Annotated in this window: 25 protein-coding genes; 15 read left to right on the top strand and 10 right to left on the bottom strand. The window is 31.1% G+C overall.

The features are described from left to right. Positions 1 to 20 precede the first annotated feature (20 nt). Positions 21 to 221: a cold-shock protein gene (locus CD29_RS08990; protein WP_036179813.1), complete on the top strand. Its 201-nt coding sequence runs from the start codon at positions 21 to 23 to the stop codon at positions 219 to 221. A gap of 87 nt (positions 222 to 308) precedes the next feature. Here the strand turns inward: CD29_RS08990 and CD29_RS08985 are convergent, their stop codons facing one another. The 3 genes from CD29_RS08985 to msrA form a co-directional block, all read right to left on the bottom strand. After that, the gene (locus CD29_RS08985; RefSeq protein WP_036185595.1) at positions 309 to 1,025 is read right to left on the bottom strand and encodes a hypothetical protein; all 717 of its coding nucleotides are present in this window, start codon (positions 1,023 to 1,025) and stop codon (positions 309 to 311) included. 166 nt (positions 1,026 to 1,191) lie between these two features. After that, positions 1,192 to 2,796, bottom strand: a complete 1,605-nt coding sequence (locus CD29_RS08980) for an ABC-F family ATP-binding cassette domain-containing protein (RefSeq protein ID WP_036185593.1) — start codon at positions 2,794 to 2,796, stop codon at positions 1,192 to 1,194. 170 nt (positions 2,797 to 2,966) lie between these two features. Then, positions 2,967 to 3,482 (bottom strand): peptide-methionine (S)-S-oxide reductase MsrA, encoded by a 516-nt coding sequence (gene msrA, locus CD29_RS08975; RefSeq protein ID WP_036185590.1) that lies wholly within the window; start codon positions 3,480 to 3,482, stop codon positions 2,967 to 2,969. Between the two features lie 148 nt (positions 3,483 to 3,630). On the opposite strand from msrA, the gene CD29_RS08970 reads away from it, so the two are divergent. Both CD29_RS08970 and CD29_RS08965 read left to right on the top strand, forming a co-directional pair. Further along, a complete protein-coding gene (locus CD29_RS08970) occupies positions 3,631 to 4,587 on the top strand; it encodes an LCP family protein (RefSeq protein WP_036185587.1) in 957 nt (318 codons plus the stop codon). 68 nt (positions 4,588 to 4,655) lie between these two features. Beyond that, positions 4,656 to 5,891 (top strand): AI-2E family transporter, encoded by a 1,236-nt coding sequence (locus CD29_RS08965; RefSeq protein WP_036185585.1) that lies wholly within the window; start codon positions 4,656 to 4,658, stop codon positions 5,889 to 5,891. Positions 5,892 to 5,946: 55 nt separating this feature from the next. Here CD29_RS08965 and CD29_RS08960 read toward each other — a convergent pair whose 3' ends face one another. Next, complete coding sequence (locus tag CD29_RS08960; protein ID WP_036185583.1) at positions 5,947 to 7,113, bottom strand: aminotransferase class I/II-fold pyridoxal phosphate-dependent enzyme; 1,167 nt, start codon at positions 7,111 to 7,113, stop codon at positions 5,947 to 5,949. Positions 7,114 to 7,473: 360 nt separating this feature from the next. Between CD29_RS08960 and CD29_RS08955 the strand changes: the two genes are divergently transcribed. The 4 genes from CD29_RS08955 to CD29_RS08940 all read left to right on the top strand — a co-directional run bounded on the left by CD29_RS08955 (position 7,474) and on the right by CD29_RS08940 (position 11,121). Beyond that, positions 7,474 to 8,334: a patatin-like phospholipase family protein gene (locus tag CD29_RS08955; RefSeq protein WP_036185581.1), complete on the top strand. Its 861-nt coding sequence runs from the start codon at positions 7,474 to 7,476 to the stop codon at positions 8,332 to 8,334. Between the two features lie 133 nt (positions 8,335 to 8,467). Continuing rightward, the gene (locus CD29_RS08950) at positions 8,468 to 8,893 is read left to right on the top strand and encodes a GatB/YqeY domain-containing protein (RefSeq protein WP_036185579.1); all 426 of its coding nucleotides are present in this window, start codon (positions 8,468 to 8,470) and stop codon (positions 8,891 to 8,893) included. A gap of 148 nt (positions 8,894 to 9,041) precedes the next feature. Next, entirely contained in the window at positions 9,042 to 9,182 is a 141-nt protein-coding gene (locus tag CD29_RS08945) for a hypothetical protein (protein WP_036185577.1), read from the top strand. 235 nt (positions 9,183 to 9,417) lie between these two features. After that, the gene (locus CD29_RS08940) at positions 9,418 to 11,121 is read left to right on the top strand and encodes a sensor domain-containing protein (protein WP_036185574.1); all 1,704 of its coding nucleotides are present in this window, start codon (positions 9,418 to 9,420) and stop codon (positions 11,119 to 11,121) included. A gap of 52 nt (positions 11,122 to 11,173) precedes the next feature. Here the strand turns inward: CD29_RS08940 and CD29_RS08935 are convergent, their stop codons facing one another. From CD29_RS08935 to CD29_RS08920, 4 genes are all read right to left on the bottom strand, one after another. Beyond that, on the bottom strand, positions 11,174 to 12,565 hold the full coding sequence (locus tag CD29_RS08935) for a hypothetical protein (RefSeq protein WP_036185571.1): 1,392 nt from the start codon (positions 12,563 to 12,565) through the stop codon (positions 11,174 to 11,176). A 245-nt stretch (positions 12,566 to 12,810) separates the two neighbouring features. Then, on the bottom strand, positions 12,811 to 13,713 hold the full coding sequence (locus CD29_RS19665; RefSeq protein ID WP_052124084.1) for an anti-sigma factor domain-containing protein: 903 nt from the start codon (positions 13,711 to 13,713) through the stop codon (positions 12,811 to 12,813). Further along, positions 13,713 to 14,456 carry an RNA polymerase sigma-I factor gene (gene sigI, locus CD29_RS08925; RefSeq protein WP_036185568.1) on the bottom strand — a complete coding sequence of 248 codons (744 nt, stop codon included), beginning with the start codon at positions 14,454 to 14,456 and terminating at the stop codon, positions 13,713 to 13,715. The genes CD29_RS19665 and sigI overlap by 1 nt, the downstream gene beginning before the upstream one ends. A gap of 168 nt (positions 14,457 to 14,624) precedes the next feature. Beyond that, positions 14,625 to 15,371, bottom strand: a complete 747-nt coding sequence (locus CD29_RS08920) for a hypothetical protein (protein WP_036185566.1) — start codon at positions 15,369 to 15,371, stop codon at positions 14,625 to 14,627. Between the two features lie 507 nt (positions 15,372 to 15,878). Between CD29_RS08920 and CD29_RS08915 the strand changes: the two genes are divergently transcribed. The 4 genes from CD29_RS08915 to CD29_RS20235 all read left to right on the top strand — a co-directional run bounded on the left by CD29_RS08915 (position 15,879) and on the right by CD29_RS20235 (position 19,399). Continuing rightward, positions 15,879 to 16,997 (top strand): ABC transporter permease, encoded by a 1,119-nt coding sequence (locus tag CD29_RS08915; RefSeq protein ID WP_036185563.1) that lies wholly within the window; start codon positions 15,879 to 15,881, stop codon positions 16,995 to 16,997. 12 nt (positions 16,998 to 17,009) lie between these two features. Beyond that, entirely contained in the window at positions 17,010 to 18,221 is a 1,212-nt protein-coding gene (locus CD29_RS08910) for a hypothetical protein (RefSeq protein WP_036185561.1), read from the top strand. A gap of 14 nt (positions 18,222 to 18,235) precedes the next feature. Continuing rightward, positions 18,236 to 19,147, top strand: a complete 912-nt coding sequence (locus CD29_RS08905) for an ABC transporter ATP-binding protein (protein WP_036185559.1) — start codon at positions 18,236 to 18,238, stop codon at positions 19,145 to 19,147. A gap of 87 nt (positions 19,148 to 19,234) precedes the next feature. Then, positions 19,235 to 19,399, top strand: a complete 165-nt coding sequence (locus tag CD29_RS20235) for a hypothetical protein (protein WP_156111884.1) — start codon at positions 19,235 to 19,237, stop codon at positions 19,397 to 19,399. A gap of 93 nt (positions 19,400 to 19,492) precedes the next feature. Here CD29_RS20235 and CD29_RS08900 read toward each other — a convergent pair whose 3' ends face one another. After that, positions 19,493 to 20,116, bottom strand: a complete 624-nt coding sequence (locus tag CD29_RS08900) for a LysE/ArgO family amino acid transporter (protein ID WP_036185557.1) — start codon at positions 20,114 to 20,116, stop codon at positions 19,493 to 19,495. A 96-nt stretch (positions 20,117 to 20,212) separates the two neighbouring features. Between CD29_RS08900 and CD29_RS08895 the strand changes: the two genes are divergently transcribed. Then, complete coding sequence (locus CD29_RS08895; protein WP_036185555.1) at positions 20,213 to 20,995, top strand: class I SAM-dependent methyltransferase; 783 nt, start codon at positions 20,213 to 20,215, stop codon at positions 20,993 to 20,995. A gap of 38 nt (positions 20,996 to 21,033) precedes the next feature. Here the strand turns inward: CD29_RS08895 and CD29_RS08890 are convergent, their stop codons facing one another. After that, positions 21,034 to 21,999 carry a hypothetical protein gene (locus CD29_RS08890; protein WP_036185553.1) on the bottom strand — a complete coding sequence of 322 codons (966 nt, stop codon included), beginning with the start codon at positions 21,997 to 21,999 and terminating at the stop codon, positions 21,034 to 21,036. Positions 22,000 to 22,158: 159 nt separating this feature from the next. Here CD29_RS08890 and CD29_RS08885 point away from each other — a divergent pair, with 159 nt between their 5' ends. The 3 genes from CD29_RS08885 (at position 22,159) to CD29_RS08875 (ending at position 24,857) form a co-directional block, all read left to right on the top strand. Then, positions 22,159 to 22,878: a nucleotidyltransferase domain-containing protein gene (locus tag CD29_RS08885; RefSeq protein WP_235801808.1), complete on the top strand. Its 720-nt coding sequence runs from the start codon at positions 22,159 to 22,161 to the stop codon at positions 22,876 to 22,878. Positions 22,879 to 22,924: 46 nt separating this feature from the next. Further along, complete coding sequence (locus tag CD29_RS08880) at positions 22,925 to 23,353, top strand: DUF4181 domain-containing protein (RefSeq protein WP_052124095.1); 429 nt, start codon at positions 22,925 to 22,927, stop codon at positions 23,351 to 23,353. Positions 23,354 to 23,690: 337 nt separating this feature from the next. Then, positions 23,691 to 24,857, top strand: coding sequence for an LAGLIDADG family homing endonuclease (locus tag CD29_RS08875; protein ID WP_036185551.1), 1,167 nt, complete (start codon positions 23,691 to 23,693; stop codon positions 24,855 to 24,857). Positions 24,858 to 25,338 lie beyond the last annotated feature (481 nt).

Below are 25,338 nucleotides of genomic sequence, written 5' to 3'. Positions count from 1 at the left end.
TTTTTTGGAGGTTTTTTTAAATGAAACAAGGTACAGTAAAATGGTTTAATTCAGAAAAAGGTTTCGGATTCATCGAAGTTGAAGGAGAAAATGACGTATTCGTACACTTCTCTGCAATCCAAGGTGAAGGTTTCAAAACTCTTGACGAAGGTCAAAAAGTGGAATTCGAAGTTGTAGACGGCAACCGCGGACCACAAGCTGCTAACGTTGTAAAACTTTAATTTTTAATAAATTAAAATTATAATCGTTAATTCTGAGGCATTCATTTATGAATGCCTCTTTTAATTTTCTTAATAGGGAAGTTGATATTACTTTGCAGTTTCAATGTTTTCTAATGTTGAAGTCACAATAAAATCTTCTGCACCTTCGTTATGCATAATTGACTCTCGCTTAATCTCTCCATAACCAAAAGCAAAGTATTTCCGATTAATATAGTTCTCTGATGTTTCCTCAAGTACAAACACATGTTCAAATGTTTGGTATGGTGTATCAAGTGTCATATCAACTTCAGTAATTTTCCATTTTCCAATAGTTGTTCCAACTTCAATTGGGCCATTTAAGTACGTTTCAATTGCAGGTAGACTATTAAGTTCGTCTACTGAAGGATATTGGACATTATTGGGCAGATCTTCAATCATTTCATCGTATATTTTATCGATTTTGTTAAATTCATCCATTACTTTATAAATTCTTAACATAACCGCGCCACCATTGTTTTCAACTAGAGCAACAAATCGATCAGATAACCACTTTGTATGGACATTAAAGGTTGCGTATTCATTACCTTCACCTAAAAAGTAGGATGTTGAATTATCTGGCATAAAGAATTTAGTATAATCAATATCTTCATCAACAGAACCCTGTTGTTCTTCCTTTTTTTCACCTTGACTTTCATCTTTGGATTCTTTTATGTTTTCATTTACCTGTTCTTCTTGTATATTATTTTCTTTATCAGATGGGCTTTGTGCTGTAGCGCATGCTGATAAAAAGAACAGAGAACAAATTATTATTAGTATATATTTCATTGAGAATTCCTCCTTATATATTACTATTTCTAATATTCGACAAAAATATTGATACCATTCAGAAAAATAAAAATTATATATAATATTATTATGTAAACTAATAAGTATTGTTGAATAAAAAAACGGTAGGGTTCTAAGTTGAAACCTACCGTTTAGTATTTAAAATTTATTTAATTCCTTGTGCTTCTTTCCATTCTAAAAATTCATCATATGTTAATTGTTTATCTAGAATTGAACCGTCTTCTTGAATTTCAATCACACGGTTTGCAATTGTTTGGATGAATTGATGGTCATGAGATGTGAAAATCATTGCACCTTTAAAACGAATTAAACCTTCGTTTAATGCTTGAATCGATTCTAAGTCTAAATGGTTTGTTGGTTCATCTAATAATAATACATTTGAGTTTGATAACATCATTTTAGATAGCATACAACGAACTTTTTCTCCTCCTGATAGAACGGAAGGGGATTTCTTAACTTCTTCACCAGAGAACAACATTCTTCCTAAGAACCCACGTAAAAAGCTCTCTGTTTCATCTTCTGGTGAATATTGGCGTAGCCATTCAACTAAAGATTTTTCACTACCAGTAAAGTATTTATCATGATCATTTTCGAAATAGCTTTGTGATGTAGTAACACCCCATTTAAATGTACCGCTATCAGCTTTACGTTGATCCATTAAGATATCCATTAAAGCAGTTTTAGCAATTGGGCTACCAAGTAATACAATTTTATCTTCTTTATTCACCATAAAGCGAACATCTTTAAATAGTACTTCACCTTCTTGAGTAGCTGTTAAACCATCAACAGTTAATACGTCGTTTCCAATTTCGCGACCAATTTGGAAATTAATGAAAGGATATTTACGGCTAGAAGGTTTGATATCTTCTAATTCGATTTTATCTAACATTTTTTTACGAGAAGTTGCTTGACTAGATTTAGATGCATTCGCAGAGAAACGTGCAACGAAAGCTTGTAATTCTTTAATCTTTTCTTCTTTTTTCTTATTTTGGTCTTGAGCCATTTTCAGTGCTAATTGGCTAGACTCATACCAGAAATCATAGTTACCAACATAAATTTGAATTTTAGAAAAGTCTAAATCCGCAATATGAGTACATACTTTGTTTAAGAAGTGACGGTCATGGGATACGACAATTACTGTATTTTCAAAGTTAATTAAAAATTCTTCTAACCATTTGATTGCTTTTAAATCTAAGTGGTTGGTAGGCTCATCTAGTAGTAGAACATCTGGTTTTCCAAAAAGAGCTTGAGCAAGTAGGACTTTGACTTTATCTGATCCTTCTAGTTCAGCCATCTTCATGTAGTGAAGCTCGTCACCAATACCTAAACCGTTAAGTAATGTTGCAGCTTCTGAATCTGCTTCCCAACCGTTTAAGTCCGCAAATTCACCTTCTAATTCTGCAGCACGCATACCATCTTCATCAGAAAAATCTTCTTTCGCATAAATTGCGTCTTTTTCAGCTTTTACTTCCCAAAGGCGTTTGTTACCCATTACAACAGTATCTAGTACATTAAATTCATCGTACTCGAAATGATTTTGTTTAAGAACGGATAAACGTTCATCTTTACCCATTGAAACGTGACCTTCTTGAGGTTCAATTTCTCCAGATAAAATTTTTAAAAAAGTTGATTTACCTGCTCCATTAGCACCAATTAGGCCATAACAGTTACCAGGTGTAAATTTAATATTAACATCTTCAAATAGTTTACGATCACCATATCGAAGACCTACATTACTTACTTGTATCATGTAAGTACCTCCTTAAAATAAATTATATTCATAGCATAAAAATCCCCAAATAATGGGGAATCCTTTATATACACATAATTACTATTATATCATGGAGCGTTAAGAAATAAAACTATATGAATCACTATGAAAAAGCGACCATTGGGATATTTCAATGGTCGCTTATTATTTTACTCCCAGTGATTTTGGATGAATTCATCCCGACCTGAACGTTTACGATCTTCTTGATAATGTTCAGCCTCTTTTTTATAGTAGTCTTGATGATAATCTTCTGCAGGGTAAAATTCACTTGCTTTTAGAATTTCTGTTACAATAGGTTTATTAAATCGATTACTTTCTGCGAGGTTTTTCTTAGATTTTTCTGCAATTAGTTTTTGATCTTCATTATAGTAAAATATAGCTGTTTTGTATTGTTCTCCGCGGTCGTGGAATTGACCCCCATCATCAGTTGGGTCAATTTGCATCCAGAAGATCTCTAATAATTTGTCGTAAGGGAAAACTGAAGGGTCAAATTCAATCTCAACGACTTCTAAATGACCAGATTCACCTGTTTTTACTTGTTCATATGTTGGATTTTTAAGAGTACCGCCCATGTAGCCAGAAGTCACTTTATGTATGCCGTCCCATTCAACAAATGGTTTAACCATACACCAAAAACATCCACCTGCAAACGTTGCTTTTTCCAAAATATTTCCTCCTCTATGATTAAAACAACTAGATTTGTATCATCCTAAATTTGAGAGTTATAAAAGACAAATCTCATAAATAGATAATAGTATAAATCACTTAAAACTAAAAGATATAAGAGTTGTACTTGAATAATGGGGGGTTCCTATGGAAGAAAATCAACTTCATGAAACAAGAAGTTCTAGAAAAAATCAAAAACAGAAGTTAAAAAAGGGTAGAATTATTCTTCTTTCATTATTTATCATTCTTCTTTTATTTGCCGTATATATCATTTTTGAGTTTAGGGCAGGAGTAAATATTGCAGAAGAATCAAAAATACCAGTTCAAGACTTTGTTGCAGATGAACCGACAAATAATATTACAAACTATTTAATCATCGGGGTAGATAGTCGTGGGGAGGAAAAATCAAGATCAGATACAATGATGGTGCTGTCTAGAAATCATTCAAACAACGAAATAAAACTAATCTCCTTCATGAGAGATATTTATGCTGAGATTCCAGGCTACCAATCCTATAAGTTAAATACTGCTTATTTCCTAGGCGGTGTACAGCTTTTAAAAGATACGATGGCCACAATGTTTGACATACCAATTCATCATTATGTTGTCATTGATTTTAAAAGTTTTGAATCTTTAATTGATATTATTGCACCTGATGGAATTGAAATAGACGTAGAAAAAGATATGTCTGCATTCATTGACGTGTCTCTAACACAGGGGGTACATAAACTTAATGGGAAAGAACTATTAGGCTATGCAAGGTTTAGACACGATGAAGCAGGAGACTTTGGCCGAGTTGAACGTCAACAAAAAGTAATAGATGCAATTAAAGATGAAATGTTATCACCCAAAAATATATTGAAGTTACCTAGGTTGGTAGGTGCTTTACAAGGATATATTGCCACTGATTTGACAACATCTGAAGAAATTAATACAGTTCTCTCGGTTGCCATGAAAGGAACTGTAGAAATCGAGAAGATGACAATACCTGTTGAAGGAACATTTAGTTATAGAGATTACAGTCATGCAGGTTCTGTTATAGTAATCGATAAAGAAATAAATAAACAGCATTTACATGAATTTATTAATTTAGATAGTAAGTAAATATTTAATCAAAATGGATTGAAGTGCTAAAATAGAATTATATTTGAATTGTTTTGTGAGGTGGTTTTTTGGAAAGAGAAAGAGAAAGAGAAAAAGAAAAAGAGAGTGGAAATGATCTTTCAAAAGAAAAATCTTTATTTTTTTCTACTAAATTTATTGGTTTTTTAGGCGGGAAGAATCTATTATTTACACTGATTGCCGTATTATTGCTTGGATGCGTAATTTTTGTGTATGATAAAATATCCTTCATCTTTTACCCGTTTCAAGTTTTATTTCAAGTAGTCATTTTACCCGGTGTTCTTGCAGTGATCGCCTATTATTTATTAAGACCTTTTTTACGTATATTAGTAAATTGGAAGGTACCGAGAGTTTGGGCAATTTTTATTCTATATTTAATTGTCATAGGGCTAATTACTTTACTAGTAGTAGCCGTTTATCCATTTTTAAGGGATCAATTTAAAAATTTAATAGAAGAATTTCCTATTTACTTTATGGCAGTTACTCAAAATATCGTTTCATTTTTAAATAATTCAAGTTTCAATGATTTATTTAGAGAGTATAACTTTGATTACGACAAGGTTATTACGGATATTACTCATAATGTAGCTTCAACAGTCCAAGGAACTTTTACAAATGTTGCAAAAAGTGTTGCTTCAGGCATTACTGGATTCCTTTCCACATTAACAGGCATCTTACTATCACTTGTAACAGTGCCGTTTATATTATTTTATTTATTATATGAGGGTGAAGGGCTACCAAAATTTATTTTGAAGATTTTGCCACCCCGCGCAAGAGATGAAGTAAGCCAAGTAATGAGAGAAGTGGACAAGCAAGTTAGTTCATATATTCAAGGTCAAATATTAGTTTCTATTTGTATCGGCGCAATGATGACGATTGGATTCCTCATTATTGGTTTAGATTATGCCTTTGTATTAGGCTTCTTAGCGATGATTACAAGTGTGGTTCCATACTTAGGTCCTGCAATTGCAATAACCCCAGCAATAATCATTGCATTAGTAAATTCTCCATTAATGTTAGTATATTTAGTTATTGTATGGACGATTGTACAACTAGTCGAAGGAAAACTGATAACACCTAATATTATGGGGAAATCCTTATCTATCCACCCAATTACAATAATATTTGTGCTATTAACAGCTGGGTCGCTATTTGGTGTAGCGGGGGTTATTCTTGGGATACCAGGATATGCAATTTTAAAAGTAGTTGTAACACATGTGTACCGATTGCTAAAAAGACGGTATAACCGGTTTGAGAATGATCCGACGAAAAAATTTGAAGTTTAAATTATGAAAAAAACTGGATGTTCACACTCATCGTGACGCATCCAGTTTTTTTGGATTATATGGAAAGTGATTTTAATTTTACTAAAGCCTTTTCGAGTTGTTCAACTGGTTGCACTAATGCTAATCGTACGTAACCTTCACCTTCAGTCCCGAATTCTGTTCCTGGTACCATGACGACACCTACTTGCTCAATGACTTTAAAAGCAAATGAAACACTATCCATGTTATATGGATATTTAGCCCAAACAAACATACCCCCATCTGACGGAACAACATCCCATCCAAGATCCTTTATACCTTCTGTAAGTACATGATGGCGTTCTGCGAAAATAGTACGTAGATTTTTTGTTATTTCTTCTGCGTTGTCTAATGCAAGAGCAGCAGTCGCTTGAATAGGGTCAAAAATACCAAAATCTAGATTTGACTTTAGCTGGCCAATAATATTTATCATTTCTGCATTTCCAACGATGTAAGCAACACGAGCACCTGCTAAACTAAAGCTTTTGGAAAGCGAGTTAATTTCTAAACCGACCTCTTTAGCTCCAGGTGCTGCTAAGAATGAAACAGGACGGTCACCTGTAAAGTAGAACTCTGAATAAGCTGCATCATGTAAGACGATAATATTATATTTTTTTGCGAACTCTACTACTTCAGTAAAGTATTCAATCGATGGTAAAGCAGGAACTGGATTACCAGGCATATTTATTATCAATAGCTTTGCTTTCTCTGCAATAGTTTCGGGGATTGCATTTAAATTTGGAACAAAGCCTCTTTCTTCATCAAGTGGTATGTAATAGCTTGTTGCACCTGCTAGTTTAATTCCTGCATCATAGGCAACGTATGAAGGATTTGTTGTTAGCACAATATCTCCAGGATCACAAAATGCAACTGGTAAATGCACAAGACCTTCTTGAGATCCAATCGTTTGAATTACTTCACTTTGTGGGTCCAAATCAACACCATTTACTCTTTTATAGTATCTAGCTACAGCTTCTTTAAACTGAGTGGATGCAGACAATGTATAGCCATATGATGTAGGTAGCAAGCTTAATTTTGCCATGTGTTCACGTAACATTTCATGTGGAGGAATATCAGGGCTACCTAAGCTCAAATCAACAAGTTCTATTCCATTATCTTGCTGTTGCTTTTTGGCGAATGCCTTAAGTTCTGAAAAAATTGCGGGTTTATACAAGGACATTTTCTTTGATGGGATTATTTTCATAGATTCCACTCCTTAAAACTAACTATTTTATATTTAATTTTAACATAAGATATAACTCTTTAAATGCAAATCTAGTATCATATTGGAATAAGTACATATGTCATTTGTATAATAATAAAGGAATGGAATATCGCAAAAAATTGGGGGAGAAACTTATGGATTATCTTGTAATTATATTATTAGTATTAGGAATTATTATTTTATGGAAGTTAACAAAAAAATTACTTTCATTAGCACTAATTGTTGTTTTGATTTATTTTATATACATTAATTTTGACTCAATCAAAACTTTACTTCCCATAGAATGGTAATAGTATAGTAATATTATAGTTACAATTATGAATGAATGAGGGTATATAAATGCAACTATTAAATGTAAAAGATACGAGTTTAATCTTAGAAGGAGGATCCTTTCGCACTGTTTATACTGCAGGTATATTAGATGCATTTTTAGATCATGAAATTATGATGCCGTATATTCTTGGAGTTTCAGCTGGAGCAATTAGTGCATGTTCTTATATATCAGAACAAAAAGAACGTACCTTCAGGGTAATAGCAGATTATCGTCACGATAAACGTTATATGGGTTTTCGAAATTTCATTAAGGAAAGAAGTTTATTTGGCTTAAATTTCGCATATGACGTAATTCCAAACCAGTTAAATTTATTTGATTGGGAAAAGTTTAAGTCTTATGAGGGATCTGTTCAATTTGGGGTAACAAATGCAAAAACAGGTCAAGTTGAATATAAAAATGCATTGGAAATGGATAGAAGTTGTACACTATTACGTGCAACATGTGCAATCCCGGTAATGTTTCCAGAAATAAAATTAGAAGAAGAAGCTTATTTTGATGGTGGACTAGCAGAACCGATTCCCATTAATAAAGCAGAATCCGATGGCTTTGAGAAACACGTACTTATTCTAACAAGACCTAAAGGATACCGTAAACATACAGACCGTCAAAGTAAATTTACTATGAAATTGTTAAGTACACGATATCCAAAGTTAGTAGAAACAATGAAAAGACGTGTCATACGTTATAATGAAACTATTCGTTATATCGAAAAATTAGAAGAACAAGGAAAAGTTTTCGTATTCAGACCCGAGCAAGCAATACAGAGCCTTGAAAAAGACGTCAATGTCATGCGCAAAAATTATGAATTTGGGTATAAACACGCGATAGAAAAAATGGATGAATTAAAACAATTTTTAAACAATTAAAGTATTGAGCATTAGTGCTAATTAATTGAGTATAAGAATATACCATTAATATTGCATGAATTAAAGTGAAACTTTACAATGATTGTTGGAAAGAATAGATAAAAATAGATTACTTTTATAAGGAGTACACAAAATGTTAAAAACACAAGTTTTTGATCAACTAAAACAAGCAATGAAAGATAAAGATACTCTAGCAAAAGGTGTTTTAACCTTATTAAAAGCAGCACTTGATAATGCTGAAAAGGAAAAAGGCGCGGAATTAACCCAAGAAGAAGAATTTGCAATTGTAAATCGAGAAATAAAGCAAACAAATCAATCACTAGATGGTGCAAAGCAAGCAAACCGCACGGATTTAATTGAAAAAGAAGAAACTAAACTATCGATTTTATCTAACTTTTTACCAAAACAATTATCAGAAGATGAAATTGTTCAGATCCTAACTGAAGCTGGAGTCATTAAAGGTATGAATATGGGTGATGCTATGAAAATTGCAAAACCACTTCTCTCAGGAAAAGCGGATGGTGCTACGATTTCAAAAGTTGTAAAGTCACTAATTTAATCTGATAAGATGCTATCTCAACGTTGTTGGGGTGGCATCTTTTTTTAATTTTTCAGAAAAGTCCTATTGACATCACTTAAACTCTGTACTATATTAAATTTACAAAATTAAAACTGTTATAATACAGAATCGTTAGGGGATGAGTTAAATGACAAATTATAAAGATGGCTATGACTACTACGTATTTAAATGTGAAGAATTTGGTGTTGAACCAATAAATTATTACTATTATATTCTAAATCTCTCTCAACAACAGTTAGACGCATATAATAAGCGAGCTGAAGCTTAAACTTAAAATCCAATAGAAATTTATTAAACCTTACTAATATGTGTTATAGATTAGTAAGGTTTTTTGTTAATTTAGTATAAAATTTACCAAAATTTTATTGTTTTAAATCACAATCTTGTGTCGTATATTGTAAACTAGTGTCTAATAATATAATATGATTACAAATATAACTAACAGACAAACAACTTTCAAACCAACTAAGCTTCTCACAACTCTAGAATGGAGAGGTTCTCAATTGATCAATTTAGAGGATGTTTCAACCAAACAACGACAATTAAAATATGAAGAATTAAAAGATATTAAATCAGCACTAGATAAATCAGCTATATTAGCTGTAACAGATGCAAAAGGAAATATAACAGAAGTAAATGATCTTTTTTGTGAAATTTCAAAATATCCACGGGAAGAACTGCTTGGACAAAATCACCGGATACTAAATTCTGGATACCATCCAAAATCATTTTTTAAAGAGATGTGGAAAACTATCGGTTCAGGGCAGATTTGGCAAGGGGAAATTTGCAACCGTGCAAAGGACGGATCAATATACTGGGTTAAAACATCGATTGTTCCTTTTCTAAATGAAAAAGCGAAGCCATACCAATATATATCTATTAGAACCGATATTACTGCGCAAAAAAATATTACAATCATTAGTCATTACGCAAACCACGATGATTTAACTGGATTACCAAATCGACGAAACTTATCTCAAACATTAAAACGCAAAATAGAGCAAAGTAAAAAAGACGATTCAAAATTTGCTTTATTTTATTTAGACCTGAATCGATTCCGTCATGTAAATGATTCGCTCGGTCATAACGTAGGTGATTTATTTTTAGTGGAAGTTGCAGATAGATTAAAAGCGATTGATGAGCAAGGTAAATCATTCTTTCGATTAAATGGGGATGAGTTCGTCTATATACTAAATGACACTTCCAAAATTGAACAAATGTCTGAAAATATAATTGGTGTTTTTAAGAAGCCTTTTCACTTTTCTAATTATGATTTCTTCTCAAGTGTAAGTATGGGAATTAGTATATTTCCTGATCACGGAAATGAAGTTGAAGAATTGTTAGTAAGTGCCGATATGGCTTTGTATAGTGCTAAGAAGAGTAAAGGAAATCAATACTCTATTTATCAATTAAAAATGAAAGGCTTAAACGATAAAGGTTTAATGTTTGAGTCGAAATTATTTCAAGCGATTAAAGAAGACAGGTTGGAAATATATTATCAGCCAAAAATAGATATACGCACTAATGAAATGGTTGGAATGGAAGCTCTATTAAGATGGAAGGATCCTGAATTAGGATTTATTCCACCAGATCAATTTATTCCTTTCGCTGAAGATTGTGGTTTAATTAGTGAAATTGGAGAATGGGTATTAAAAAATGCCTCCTTACAAATAAATCGTTGGAAACAACTATATAATGTGAATTTAAAAGTTGCCATTAATATTTCACCGATACATTTTCAAGAGGCGAATTTCATCAACCGTTTACAAAGTATCATTACTGAAACAAAAGTCGATCCAACTAATTTAGAAATTGAAATTACTGAAATGAGTATGATGGATTATAATAAACAGCTTATAGAGAAAATGAAAAGTATTAAAGAGCTTGGTATAACTATCGCAGTAGATGATTTTGGAACTGGCTATAGTTCACTTGGTTACTTAAAAGAATTTCCGGTTGATGCATTAAAAATTGACCGTTCTTTCATAGTAAATATGCAAGATGGTAAATCGGGAATTGCTTTAGTTGCAGCAATTATTACACTTGCCCATGCACTCAATCTTGCTGTTGTAGCAGAAGGAGTAGAAAGTGAACTTGAGTTAGAAATTTTAAAAGAACATAACTGTGAATATGTACAAGGATATCTATTTAGTAAACCTTTAACAGCTAGTGATTTTTCAAAAAAATTAGAAGAAATTGCTGGATAATAAAAGGGTTGCCCCTTAAGGTAATGTAATTACACTTAAGGGGCAACCCTTTTTAGTCTTCTAAAAGACTTTGTATTTTTTCGTATTCTTCATCTCCAACAGATTGATAATATTGGTAGAGAAGGTCACTATCTACTTTTAACGTATCCTTATGATTTAAATAAATTTCTTCGGTAAGATGTCTAATAATTAAAGGTACAGGCTTAGTATGATTAAATCGATTCATGTATTTTTCTATGAATTCTTCTGTAACTTCGCACCAAAGATTTTGACCAAGCTCTTCAAATTGTACATAATTCAAATGTGCAGATAGAAAATCATCTGTTAAATATGGATTGTATAAACATGCCGCTTTCCAATCAATAATTTCACGGAATCTATGTAACCAATGGGGCTCCAAAACAGCACTTAATAAGTTTATTTGTTCAAGAGTATAGGATTTCATGAGATGATCCATTTCTTTGTTGGTTGGATTTTTAAACCCTAAGTCATCATACACTTGACTTCTAAAGGAAGGGATCCCTTTGACTAAATGCTCACTACCATACCATTTATATTGTCCTCGATCAAATTCGAAAAATTGAAATTCAATTTCTTCTTCTTCAATATCATCATCTTCATCCATCAAATCAATATAACCATATTCACTGAAGTATGTTTCATCTTCTATAAATGTATCAATCTCGTGTTCAAAGTGTTGATTGATTTTAGCATTTTGACGTTTTAATTCAAGTATCATGTAATTTTTAAATGATGCAGATAACCTTGAAAGAACCGGATAATTATATTGTAAAGTTGAAAAGTCTACTTGATTGATATTGTGGATTAAATACTTCTCTGACAATTGATCACATGCATAGCAAACATAAGAAAAGTCGACGTATTCTAAATAGTCTTCAAAGTCAGTAGGATGTAGTCGAACTAATTGATATCTAAAATAACAATAATCTTCAATGAATTTCTTCGTGTAATCTGGGTTGGTCTTTGTTAATAGATTCATATCTTTTTCATCAATAATAGGCCCAACATATGAAGGTATTGATTTCACATCAAAAGATTCAGGAAAAATTAGTTTCTCTAAAGATTTTTTTGGGTTAAACGAATTTTTACGATTCCTATGGGTTTTTAAACTATATGAACCTATTGAACCTCTTTCATCTAACAAGATAAAAGCTAATTCTTGCTTTTGATCTCTAGTTAATTTTACGTTTTTCGGGAACTTAACCGATGCAAAATACTTACCATTTGCCATATCATAATAAAATTTATAATCGCCTTCAGAAGTGTACTCAGATTGAGTATTATTATTTTTTTTCCAATATAATAGCGCACCATTGATTGGAGGATAATTTGAAAATTGTATATTCGCGATTGAAAATATATTATGTGATAGGGAATCATCATAAACCGCTTTTATAAACTCGATATTTTTAATTTTTAACATTTGATACCTCCATTTATGACTATTATATACTTTTTACTTAAAAACTATAGTGAAAAGCTATTGAATTTATAAGAAAGATAGGGTTAAGTAGTAGCAATTAACTCATATTAGTTGACATAATGTTATTATTATAAAATAAATCGGTTAATTAGTATATGATGTAAATTTGTAAAGGTATTGTTACATATGCCTAAGTGATAAAGAATATTAATAAAAACAGGTGACAATCGCCACCTGTTTCATTATTAATTTTCGTTTTCTTTATTCGACTTTACTTTGCTTTCGCTATTGTTGTTTTTATTACCTTGATTTTGTTTATTGTTATTGTTTTCGTTTTGATTATTGTTATTGTTGTTATTTTTCCCATTTTCAGCATTCTGATTATTATTATTATTATTATTGTTATTTTCCTGTTTGTTGCCGTTTTGTTTTCCGTTATTGTTTTGAAGTTGGTTCGGTTTAGTTTGATCTTTGTTTTCTGATGAATTATTTTTATCCCTGTTAGAATTATTTGGATTGTTCTGATTTTGTTCGTTTATCTTGTTTTGTTTATTAGAATTTGACTCTTGGTTACCTTTAGGATTTTTTTCTATGTTTTGTTGTAATTTTTGTAGATTTTTCTTCTTATTTTGTACTTCATTAACAGCATTAATAATTTTGTCCTTCGTTTTCGATGGAGTTTCATCAATGAATTTAGTTGAAATTAGAATATCTTCTTGATTTGTTACGACTTCATTTATGACTTTAGTTAATGCGAGATCTATAGATACACCCTCTAGTTTTAAATCTTCAGGTACGTAACTTTCATTAGGATTGATCTGTTTTACAGAAATTACAGTACCTTCCTCATCAATTCCAAGCTCAAGGTCAGTCCCAACTTGTACATATGCATATGCACTATTTGTAGTAGGGAAGAAGGTCGTAATAAAGAATATCAAAAATGCAGCTACAGCTAAGGCTGGACCAATTATGAAAGACTTCATTTTCTTTTTAGGAAGGGGAGTGGCAGTTAGTAATTGAAATAGTACTTCATCACCGATTTGTGGGTTTGCTACTTTTGGAATGCCACGTAGAAATTCACCATCTGCCGTTAAAAAAATCATATAGTTTTTATTAATTTCACAAACGATACCTTTATATGTATTCATTATATGATTTCTCCTTTTACATAATCTTTCATAAAGCTTAAGTCACTGTTTAATAACAAAACGACGGCGATGATATATTTCCGTTGGCGTTCTAGTGTTTTTCTAGAAACCTGTACCAAAGATTCAATTTCTTTTAAAGGCAATTTTTTATTTTTTAACAAAAATTCATAGAAACTTTTGTGTTCCGCTACAATTTGTGCAATTTGAAAGGCAGTTTTCCGCGCATCTACATGTTTTGGGGAAGACTTTGTTAAATCTTCAAAGGTTAGATTGAACTGAGCTAACATTTCACTATATAGTAAAATTTCTTCTTTCCTTGAAGCTGTTTGTTGCTTTTCTTTATATGTATTGATTGATTTTTCGTTAAACATAAAATGTTGCTCAGAAGAATCTTCTTCGTTAATATCAAAGGACAATAGCTGCTCTTTTCTAGAAGCTTCTTTGCGAATAAAGTCAACTAATCTTCTTTTAATAATTAGATGGGCAAATGTATGAAATGAAGCACTTTCTTCCGGATCATAAGCCATGACAGCTTCATGAAACCCAAGTATAGTTACACTGAATTCTTCATCGTGCTCATCAATGGGCCTTTTACAAATGAATGATGCTGTTTTTTTCATAAATGGTTTACTAGCAAAAAGGAGGTCATTCATAACCTCCTCATTGCCTGCTTTTGCCTTGATAGCAAGTTCTGTCATATTTAATTTTGACTTAAAAATTCCTTGAATAATTGACAAAAGCATTTTGTAACCTCCGTTCTCAAATTTCCAATGCCTCTGATTGTATATGGAATTGTGGAAAATGAAAAGGGATTTAACCTTCTTGAAATAATTATTTAATGTTAGTTAGTTAATTTTGTAAAATAGATATTTTAGTAAGTTACTTAAAGTTATTATATTGTTTAAATAGTTTTATTCTTTACCTTTATTTTCTTTTGAAGCTTTCTTTTCTTCTTTCTGTTGTTCTTTATGAGCTTTTTTGTCTGCTTTTTGTTGTTCTTTTGTAGATAATTTAGTTTCTGATTTTGCTGTAGTTTCTTTAGTAGATACTGCAGTTTCTTGTTCTTTTACATTTTCATTAATGATTGGTTGGATTATCGTTTCACCAGGTTTTTTAACCCCAATTAGTTCTAAATTCACTTCAACTTCAGCCTTAGTTTCAACCTCTTTTGTTCCATGTTTAGCTTCAAATTTTGCAATTGCTTTATGAGCATTTTTTAAAATTGCGTTTTTTGCATTTTCATTACCAGCATTTTCGTAGGCTTGTTTCAGTGCAACAAGATTACCTGCTGTATAGCCCTCTGGGATTTCAGGGAAATCATTTTCTGAAGACTCATTTTTTTCGTCTTCGTTTGTTGTATTATTAGTCTCTTTAGCTACTTCATTATTTTCATTTTCAGTAGATTCTTCTTTAGAAATATCTTCATTTTTAGTTGTGTCTTCATTTAACTCTGTATTTGAAGTAGTTTCATCAGATTCGTTCTCAGTAGAGTCAATTGTTACTACTGACTCGATTTCAGATGCAGTAGTTACTTCTGCTGAAGCTTCCTTTTGCTCATCTTCAGAATTGAATACTGTTTCGTTTGCCCACGCATAGCTAGATCCTGCAATTGTTAATCCGGCTACTAAAAGAGCAGCAGTTGTTTTCTTTAATTTCATAATAAGTCACCTCAGGTTATATTTTTTTGTCCATTTTTACTTGGACACTTTATTATTCGGAATGGAAGAATTTTTTGTGGGGGTCGTATTGAAATTTTTTTAGTTTTTTTCTTAAGCGTGGGAAATTGGGGAAGGAAGTTATTAACTCTTTCTATTTTCTCATTTCATAGGTTGAGTGAATTGTTATAGAAGAAAAATAAAGTTGTAAACAAAAAACAGAAATTTCAAATTTTTGCGACATTTACCTTTCCATACATCACCGACAATATTATAATTGTTTAAGTTGTTAAATATCATGAGTTTCATAGAAGAAATACTAAAATAGTAATAAATAAATGTCTGAAATTTAAATAATTATGTAACTTTTTCCAATTACATACGACTTATTTATTGCCAAGTTTTGGTTGGGACTTTGTGTTTTTACATAGCAAGGTTGGCATTCGAAGATTCATTTAAATTCAAACTCTATTTTTAGTATTTTTTCAATTTGATAGCAGGAGGCTGACTATGTGGAAGTTGTTAAAAACCAATTTTATTATTGAGAAAACAAGTAAAAAGAATATATTTGCATTTCTATTTGTCGCTCTATTCGTATTTGGATTGGCAATCTATATGGAGAATGAGGATGTAGGAAATTTAGTCATTAAAAAGACGAGTGAATTTCAAAACCTAGAATCTGCCGTTAGTCAATTCCAAGTCATGGACGCAACCAAAGAAGGCGGTAGTAGTGAAATCTATCAAAATATAGTCCAACAAAAAAGGTTAGTTGCCCTACAAAGAGCAGCAACGAACATGAATCGCCCAGATATGTTTGTAGACACTGCCATCGACCTTGCGAAATTAAGAGATGAAGCGTTCAAACTAGATGGTTATGAAGAAGTGGCTGTCTATTTACCTACTCAAACACAAAATGTATTGGAGACATTATTCTATGATCATTTGAAAGAATTAGAGTTTCCTATTTTTACAGATTCATTATCATTCTATCAATTTCTAATTTTCTTATTTGGAATACTTGGATCTGTTTGGTTTGTTTTCTTAGCATTATTTACAAGTGGAATTATGATTGATGATTTCAGACATACTTCATTAATTAAAGGGTATCCTATTCCTTTTGATCAATATGTAACTGCAAAAGGGATATCTACCATGTTAATTATTGTAGTATTTATATTGGAGTTATTTTTATGTAGTTTACCATTAATTTATTTAAGAGGTTTAGGAGATGCATCCTATCCGATTGCTGTATTCGATGGGAATTACGAAATCTATTCAATTGCTCAGTATATAGGTGTCTGTCTTTTGTATATGTTTTGTATAGGCATATTTGTCATTTTATTATCTATCATTTTAAACGTTCTTTTAAAGAATATGTATTTAACATTGTTTGTCCAATTATTCTTATACGCGTTCCCAATATTGTACCCAAGGATAATTAGCCTATTACCGTTTAATCCGTTTAACTATATGAATTTTGCAAACCTTTTAAGTGGGAAAAGTCTTGATCTTCCCCATCCTGTTGAATTAGACATAACTTTTGGGCTTCTATCGATTGTAATTAGTATCGTGCTTATGGGGATAGTCATCAAGTTGTTTTTAACAACAGGGAAACTTAGAAGAGTTTAGGAGGAATCGTGTATGTGGGCATATTTTAAATTTGAACTTACACAATTTATAAGAAATAAAAAGAATATAGCAGTTTATGTCATTTTACTTTTCCTTGCATGTTTCTATGCTTTTGAGATGGCACCATCTTATAAACCCATTGAAAGAGTAGATGCTAGGGAAATCGAATCGAGATACTTAGTAAGGGAAGCCTTTCTGTCAGAGTTCAGGGATAATCCAGATCGTTTTTCAGGTATGGCTGGATTTGGACTAGCTATTTACCCTGAGTGGAACCGACTAGAAAAGGATCGCCTAGATGCATTAAATACAGGTGATTATATTAAGTATTCTGAGGCAACTTCTGGCTGGTATGTTTACTCGAATAATTTTACGTATAATAGTGATTTTTTCTCATATAGCCCTGGCTACTATTCCCATGGCAATTTATATGCTGAAGATGATGGTTATTACGGTTATTTATATTCTGCAAGTCGCTATAAAGGATATGCAGAAGGTAAATCTGAGTTATCGTTAAATGTGTTTGAAGAAAGAACTGCTTTGCAAACAGTGCAAAGATTACTTGAATCGTATTTACCTCTTATTTTAATGATTGGTTGTATCTTTTTAACAGTTGATATTGTACTAAAAGATCGATTGAATCCAACAATTTTAAAAGGTTTTCCTATTTCAGATTGGAAAAAAGTTGTTGTAAAAGGGTTTGTTGCATTAATCGGTAGTATTGGAATGGTTTTACCACTATCAATAGGATTGATTTTCATAGGTATAAATTACGGTTTCGGTGATTTCAACTTACCGGTTCCAATTTACACGTTGGGTGAAGATGTAGCTATCTTCCTAAAAGGGGATTTTGTAAATATTCCAATGGGACATTATTTATTAGAAAATTTTATGTTGATCGCTCTAATTTTTATCTTCTTAATCTCGTTGATTTTGCTTAGTAGTATGGTCATTAAAAATGAGTTTGCCAATTTAGTAGTAGGTGCAGTATTTATAACAAACGAAGTTTTCTATTTCAAAAGAGGAATCGGTTATTGGCACGAGGTTGAGCTGTACCCAACAAATTATGTCCAAGTTGGCCAAATACTTTCTGGTTACCGTAACTATATTTATGGTTCCTCACAATTGATACTAAATAATGGTCTAATAGTGATGGGAATAAGTTCGCTTGTATTAGTAGTGTTCATATTTATTATTAGCAAGATTAAGAGATATAAATTAATTTAGTAGGGGGATTTGACATGCTTGAATTGAAAAATATTAATGTTCAATTTTCTGGTAGAAATATATTAAAAGATATTAATGAGACATTCTATCCTGGTGAAATAATCGGTTTAGTTGCCCCAAACGGAACAGGGAAGTCAACATTAATGAATGTAATTATGAACTATGTTAAACCAAGCAAAGGAACTGTTGTTGTGAATGAAAATTTACAATATACAAGTAAAAAGAACGAAGTAAAAATTCACCAGATTGTATCTATGATGCCAGATCAGAGTGATTTATATAATCATCTTTCAGGTATAGAGCATTTAAGAATTTATTGTTCTATGTGGCATAGTGATCCGAGTTTAATAGAAAGTACAATTAATGCACTAAATATGGAGTCCTATGTAAAGAAGAAAACTGGGACATACTCATTAGGGATGAGACAACGACTTTGTTTTGCTATGCAGATTGTTTCTAATACACCGATCATGTTGATGGACGAAGTGATGAATGGGTTAGATCCTAATAATGTTGATATTATTTCTAAAATTCTACTTAAGAAAAAAGAAGAAGGTAAGATCATCATCGTCGCATCACATTTGCTTGAAAACTTAGAATCGATTTCTGATCGAATTTTCCTGTTTAAACATGGCCAATTAATAAACGTGTCAGATGTGTCTAGTGGCTTTGGAAAAAATGAAATTACAACAGTTCGGGTAAGAGAAATGGCAGATGAAGTGAATAACAAGTTTTTAAATGAATTTCCAGAAACGAATATACAGTCATTAGCTAATGGAATATCATTAATTGATGTAACTGATTTTAATGTAGAGCAATTAGCAGAAATAGTTGTATTCCTTAAAGAAAATAACCAAACCGACTTTAGTTTTGGAAATGTTACCTTAAATGATATGTATTCTATGTATTACCTAGGGGGCAAATAGAAAAGTATATTTGAGAGTACAGTTAAAGACAAACTGTGCTCTTTTTATTTTTTTATAGTAGGATTATATTGAGGAGGGTGACCTACTTTGAAGCAATTTTTACTTTCTTTAAGTTATATAGTTGCAGGAATCGGTTGTTTTTACATATTTTCAGGAAAAATAAATATCTATAGCATATTTATTTTAGCAATCGGTTTTTGTGGAATTGTATTTGATTTATACCGAAAGAGACAGATAACTGAAGGAGCTTAGTAGAACCATGGCAAACTGTGACATTTGCGTTAAAAGAATTAAATGTCACAGTTTTCTACTTTTCTCGATTTTTATGTATCTATTTGATATTAATTATATTAAATCTACAGATAGCATTAACTGATACAACATATAAATCGCCATTAGCCAGATGATCACTGCAGAAATTTGATTCATACGTTTTAATAAGTTTCCATTTCTATCGATTTGACCAACCTTTTTCCCTGCAATAGCAAGTGAAAAGAACCAAATCCAAGAAACTCCAACACATGCGATTGTGAAAATCCATTTTTCATAATCTGTGTAGACTAAAGAGCTCGTTCCAATTACTCCGATTGTGTCTAAGATGGCATGTGGATTTAATAGGGAAACAGACGCTGCAAATAAAATTTGTTTTTTTGTGGTAAACGGGGTAGAATTTTGATCTTTAACTTCAGGTGTTTCTTTCCACATAAGCCACCCCATATATAGTAAAAAGAGAAATCCTAACAAATACATAAACGTATGAAGCCATCCAAAACTTAATATTATTAATGAAACTCCTGCTACGGCCAACGTAATTAGAATTGTATCGCAGATTCCGGCTGTTATTACTGCCGGTAGAGCGTTAGAAAATTTTTTGTGAGTTGCTCCTTGGTTGAAAATAAAAACATTTTGTACTCCTAAAGGTAGAATTAACCCAAAAGCAAGTACAATTCCATGAAATAAAGGTTCCACTAATTATTCCTCCTATTCTTTAATAGAATAAAGTATGATTGCCAATTTGTCTCCAAATAATTTGATAGAATATAAGAAAAGGGGGGACTATACTTAATGGTATTAGATAATTCAGAAGAATATAACGATCCTATATTGTACGATAAAGAAAATGAATCATATCTGGCAGAGTTACCATTTCTTTTAGAATGGGCATCCAAAATGGGAGGACCAATAATCGATGTGGCCTGTGGTACGGGTAGAATAACAATTCCTTTGGCCAAAGAAGGTTACAAGCTAATTGGCGTAGACATTCATAAAGGGATGTTAGAGGAAGCAAAAAGTAAATCATCTAATAACCTTTTGCAAGTTGAGTGGATTGAACAAGATTGTACAAATATGAACATAAATACAATAAGTAAACTCATTTACTCAGTAGGTAATTCATTTCAACATTTCTTAACGAATGAAGCACAAGATAGATTCATTTCCTCTGTATATAAACATCTAGATGATGAAGGGGTATTTATATTTGGAACAAGGTTTCCAAGCGCGGAGGAACTACTACAGCCACCTACAGAAGAATATTGGCGATCTTACATTGATAATGATACTCAAATTACAGTCGATGTTTTTACATTAAGTAATTATGATTCATTAAACCAAATCCAACATTATACTACCATTAGGAAATACAGAAATTTAAATGGTGATCTTATTAAAGAGACGAAAACGAACATACGTTTGAGATATGTATTTCCGAAAGAAATGGAGAGAATTTTGTTCAATAATGGTTTTAAAATCCTACATCTATATAGTGATTGGAACAAAACTCCATTAACGAATGATAGCTATGAAATGATTTATGTATGTAAGAAAACTAAATCTAAAACACGCTAGGAAACAATACTAGCGTGTTTTATTAAATCATCTACTATTTAATACATTTGTCTATAAACATTAATTCGATCTTTTCCCCAAATTTCTAGTAAATTGTCCAATGTGATAATTTGCCATGGATTAATAAAACTCTGACCATGTTTATTGAAAAAATAGCCATCTCCTAAGTAGTAAGTGGCATGTAGTACTTTATCATTGCCATCTCTCCAGACAAGAACATCTTTAGGAGATAGTTCAATGAGCGTTTCGGATTTTAAAGTATAACCATTAGATTTTAAATTATATAAGAAACTATACTGGCTTACCCATTTTGTAATTAGCCACTTTGTATCTGAATTACTTCCACTTGAAGCTGCAAGTGTTGCAGCTAAGCAGTTTGCACCGTTATTGTCGGAGAATGTATTAAAGAATGGCGCAATATGCGGATATTCTTTTATGAAACTTAATTTTCGATCACTGTTTAAGTCAACTTCATGCACAAAATTAGTTGCAATGTAGCTTAAAAAGGCGTATTTCAATTCAAGATTTAACTTGATCCATAATGAATTTTGTAGGATAAGATATTGATTAGTCTCAAAATCGAATCTATATAATGAGAGTAACTGGTTAATAGACTCCTTCTGTAAAGGGGATTGTATATCTTCAATATGATTAGAAACAATATTCCAATTGTAAACTAGTCCACTATTAACCTCTTTTTGAATACGAAATACTCTGTTGCGAACATTTGTTTCTAATCTGCTGATACTTTCTGGGTGTGCGATGCATACGTAAGTTACTTCTTTACTTATTTGCCAGGATTGATAGCTATTAAATGTATCAAAATCATTAAAGTAATCATCTTGATAAAAATCCTTCGCGGTCATTACTAGTATATTCGAGTCAAAATGATCAATTAACGACTTGTTCTCATCTGTAAAGAAAAACAGGTCATACATTGGAGTAACTTTTTGAATCCAATGATCTAAAATTTCCTTTGTTATTTTCACACCTTTTATATCCATAAGAACCCCCTAAATATAATAAAATTGAATATTTTAGCTGCACATTTTCTATATGTATTATAGCTTACTATTGTTAAATTAAATAATATATTACAATTATTGGATGAATCAGTTCAAAAGGAATATATTTAATTCATAAATATAGGGGAGTGACTGAAGTTGAATAACTTTAGATTGTCAGCAATCGATGCGGCACATCGATTTACTAAGGAGCATTATCCAAATTGTCAAGGTGCATTATTAGCTGGAAGTGTTGTGCGCGGTGAAGCAACAAACACGTCTGATTTAGATATTGTCATTTTTGATAACAATCTAAAAGGATCCTATCGAGAATCACTTCTATGCTATGGGTGGGCTATAGAGGCCTTTGTACATAACTTAACTAGTTATAAGCAATATTTTGAAATGGATGCAAAAAGAGCACGGCCATCATTGCCAAGGATGATTTCAGAAGGAATTGTTCTTAAAGATGAGGGATTTGTTCAAATCATTAAAAATGAGGCAAGTGATTTGTTAAAGCGCGGTCCAGAAGAATGGTCAGAGGAAACTATCCAGTTAAAACGTTATTTTATTACGGATGTATTGAATGATTTTATAGGGTGTTCCATTCGAGCGGAGGAACTATTTATTGCAAATACTCTTGCTGAAATACTTAGTGAGTTTGTATTAAGAACGAATCGTAAGTGGATTGGTGCTTCTAAATGGGTATATCGAACTTTAAGGGATTATAATGAAGAGTTTGCAAATGATTTTGTTGAAGCGTTTGATACTTTCTACAAAATAGGTGACAAGAATCCAATTACTCAATTAGCTGATGAAGTATTAAAACCTTATGGTGGTCGGTTATTTGATGGTTTTTCAATTGGGAAGGAAGAGTAGTGTCTATTTTTCAATCTTTAAAAGAGGTGAGAATAGAATGTATGGGATGGGTAATAATTTTTTGTTGGTACTGATTATTTCGATAGCTAGTTTTTTAATTTTGATCATCATTATTAACGAAGTCGTGAGTAGGTGGTTAGGTGTTAAAAAGAAAAGCCTCTTTTCATATCAGCATGTAAATGATCGACATAAGAAAATTGAATGGGCAATTCGAATAACATTTATTATCTTTATTGTAATAGGTACATTTGTGAATATCCATAGAGAGCCTAGTGAGACATTATGGTTTTTAGAAACGTGGAATATATTGATTGTCTTTATTGTAATAGTTGATTTATTACAAGCATTTATGGAGTGGAAATACGTAGAAAATAAAAAAGTTTATATTTCTACATTGATTCAATTAGGATTTTTTGTAGTGTTGTTGTTATTATTATTTGTACTAATTATGAATAACTTTTTTGGACTAATTTAATTTTTTATAGAATTGCGCGGGCGTTAATCTATTAGGGTTAATGCTTTTTATTTTTAAATAAATATACAAAATAACTTGAAATACCAAAAATAAATATATCTCCAAATGTTATTAAAACAATACATGATATTAGAATTTATGTAAACCGTGTTGACGAAAATGTAATATTATTGTAGATATTTGTATAAATATGCGTTAATTTAATTTTAAAAATCGATATATCATGTAAAAAATAAAACATAATATTTGATAAAAGGAACAGGTGTTCTTATAATGGGATTAACATATATTTTCCATTTCTCTATTAAATAATTATTTAATTAAGGAGCAGTTGTATATGGCTAGAAAAAAAGATATAACTGATGAAATGATCATAGAAATGTACTTAAGTGGTATGGCAGTGAAAGATATTGCCGAAAAGGTAGGAATTACACCTGCTGGAGTAAGCTATATAAGAAATAAACACGGTATAAAGGCAATTCGAGAGCAATCTTCAGGTCAACCTAGAAAACATAAGGTAAACGAAGATTTCTTTAAAGTTTGGTCTCACGATATGGCTTGGGTTTTAGGATTATTTGTAACAGATGGAACTGTAAATAAATCTGTTCACTCAATTACATTTTCTCAAAAAGATAAAAGAATATTAAAAGTAATTGCTAAACTAATGGATGCAGATTTTGTCTTAGCAGTATCCGCTAAAACTAGAACTACGCCAACATTATTAATCAATTCTCGAGAGATTAAGAAAGATTTAGAGGCTTTAGGGATAACAAATAATAAATCATTGTCATTACCATTTCCATGTGTTCCAGATGAATTTTTGCCCTCGTTTATAAGAGGGGTGATTGATGGGGATGGAAACGTTGATAAACATGGATATTACGTTATCATAACAACCGCAAGTTATGGTTTTGCTCAAGGATTATTAAAAGTTTTTAGTAATTGGAATTTAAATCCGAAAATTAGAAGCTTTATAAGTGAGCATGAAACAAAAATTTATAGAGTTGTCATTGCTGGTAAAAATAAGGTAATCTATCTTTCAAATATTATTTATAAGAATGTAAGTATATATGACAATTTTATTATCTACAAAAGATTATATTTATCTCAACATTCTGAGGATCCATTTATCGCTGATGATAAACGGAAAGTCAAAGCATGGATAATAGAAAATAATGAAATCATTCATGTTAATAACAATAGAAAATCAATTAAAACGTATGTTAGTAATACACTTATAAACGAATTAAGAGATGTAGCAAATGCAAATAATACGAAAATTAATTATTTAATAGAACCAATTATTAATCAATTAATCAATACAAGTATCAAAATTAAAAGTGAACAAATGAAACCAAAAGATCGAGTAGAATTTCGAACTACATTTGACAAAGAATTAGTAGAAAGAATGAAACTTTACAAAAACGCAAATAACATGAAGTTAAATGAAATAATCGAATATGGCATGAACCAATATTTAAAAGGGAATGAAAATCATAACTAATTTCATTCCCTTTAACTTTAAATTTTTCTAGTTGACATAATATAAATTATCAAAAGTTAAATCTCATGCAATAAGAATACTCTTAATATTGAGACGGAACCGATTATTTAGTCCAATAATCTAGTTTTTATTAATTTATTATTGGATCAATGATAAATTTAAAATTATAACAAATTCCGATAAGTTTTGAACTTTTATGTTAATTACAACTTGTCACTGTAACTTTTATTATTTCCAATTTCAATGAATTTTTTCCTTTTGTTCTATATCAAAATATAATACTTATTCCCTTAATTACATTTTCACAAAAATAAAATTTTAGGATTTTCTTTAACTTGTGAGCTATTTTCTTCTAAGTCAATACTTAATTATGCTTCATTTTTCTACCTCGTACATAGCGTAAATACTGACTTTCCCTTGTTTGAATGACTAAATATTATCGTTTATATCCTATAATTCTCTTAAAAACTCATTTTTAAAT

This window comes from Ureibacillus manganicus DSM 26584 (assembly GCF_000772945.1).
Lineage (GTDB): Bacteria > Bacillota > Bacilli > Bacillales_A > Planococcaceae > Ureibacillus > Ureibacillus manganicus.
This window is presented reverse-complemented; position numbering and strand designations above follow the sequence as displayed.

What these genes read in the sequence shown, in the direction of transcription:
- CD29_RS08945 (WP_036185577.1), top strand. Translation starts at nt 9,042, where the DNA reads ATGACAAATTATAAAGATGGCTATGACTACTACGTATTTAAATGTGAA.
- CD29_RS08910 (WP_036185561.1), top strand. Translation starts at nt 17,010, where the DNA reads ATGTGGGCATATTTTAAATTTGAACTTACACAATTTATAAGAAATAAA.
- CD29_RS08920 (WP_036185566.1), bottom strand. Translation starts at nt 15,371, where the DNA reads ATGAAATTAAAGAAAACAACTGCTGCTCTTTTAGTAGCCGGATTAACA.
- CD29_RS08960 (WP_036185583.1), bottom strand. Translation starts at nt 7,113, where the DNA reads ATGAAAATAATCCCATCAAAGAAAATGTCCTTGTATAAACCCGCAATT.
- CD29_RS08915 (WP_036185563.1), top strand. Translation starts at nt 15,879, where the DNA reads ATGTGGAAGTTGTTAAAAACCAATTTTATTATTGAGAAAACAAGTAAA.
- sigI (WP_036185568.1), bottom strand. Translation starts at nt 14,456, where the DNA reads ATGCTTTTGTCAATTATTCAAGGAATTTTTAAGTCAAAATTAAATATG.
- CD29_RS19665 (WP_052124084.1), bottom strand. Translation starts at nt 13,713, where the DNA reads ATGAATACATATAAAGGTATCGTTTGTGAAATTAATAAAAACTATATG.
- CD29_RS08980 (WP_036185593.1), bottom strand. Translation starts at nt 2,796, where the DNA reads ATGATACAAGTAAGTAATGTAGGTCTTCGATATGGTGATCGTAAACTA.
- CD29_RS08895 (WP_036185555.1), top strand. Translation starts at nt 20,213, where the DNA reads ATGGTATTAGATAATTCAGAAGAATATAACGATCCTATATTGTACGAT.
- CD29_RS08890 (WP_036185553.1), bottom strand. Translation starts at nt 21,999, where the DNA reads ATGGATATAAAAGGTGTGAAAATAACAAAGGAAATTTTAGATCATTGG.
- CD29_RS08990 (WP_036179813.1), top strand. Translation starts at nt 21, where the DNA reads ATGAAACAAGGTACAGTAAAATGGTTTAATTCAGAAAAAGGTTTCGGA.
- CD29_RS08950 (WP_036185579.1), top strand. Translation starts at nt 8,468, where the DNA reads ATGTTAAAAACACAAGTTTTTGATCAACTAAAACAAGCAATGAAAGAT.
- CD29_RS08905 (WP_036185559.1), top strand. Translation starts at nt 18,236, where the DNA reads ATGCTTGAATTGAAAAATATTAATGTTCAATTTTCTGGTAGAAATATA.
- CD29_RS08875 (WP_036185551.1), top strand. Translation starts at nt 23,691, where the DNA reads ATGGCTAGAAAAAAAGATATAACTGATGAAATGATCATAGAAATGTAC.
- CD29_RS08935 (WP_036185571.1), bottom strand. Translation starts at nt 12,565, where the DNA reads ATGTTAAAAATTAAAAATATCGAGTTTATAAAAGCGGTTTATGATGAT.
- CD29_RS08970 (WP_036185587.1), top strand. Translation starts at nt 3,631, where the DNA reads ATGGAAGAAAATCAACTTCATGAAACAAGAAGTTCTAGAAAAAATCAA.
- CD29_RS08955 (WP_036185581.1), top strand. Translation starts at nt 7,474, where the DNA reads ATGCAACTATTAAATGTAAAAGATACGAGTTTAATCTTAGAAGGAGGA.
- CD29_RS08880 (WP_052124095.1), top strand. Translation starts at nt 22,925, where the DNA reads ATGGGTAATAATTTTTTGTTGGTACTGATTATTTCGATAGCTAGTTTT.
- CD29_RS08985 (WP_036185595.1), bottom strand. Translation starts at nt 1,025, where the DNA reads ATGAAATATATACTAATAATAATTTGTTCTCTGTTCTTTTTATCAGCA.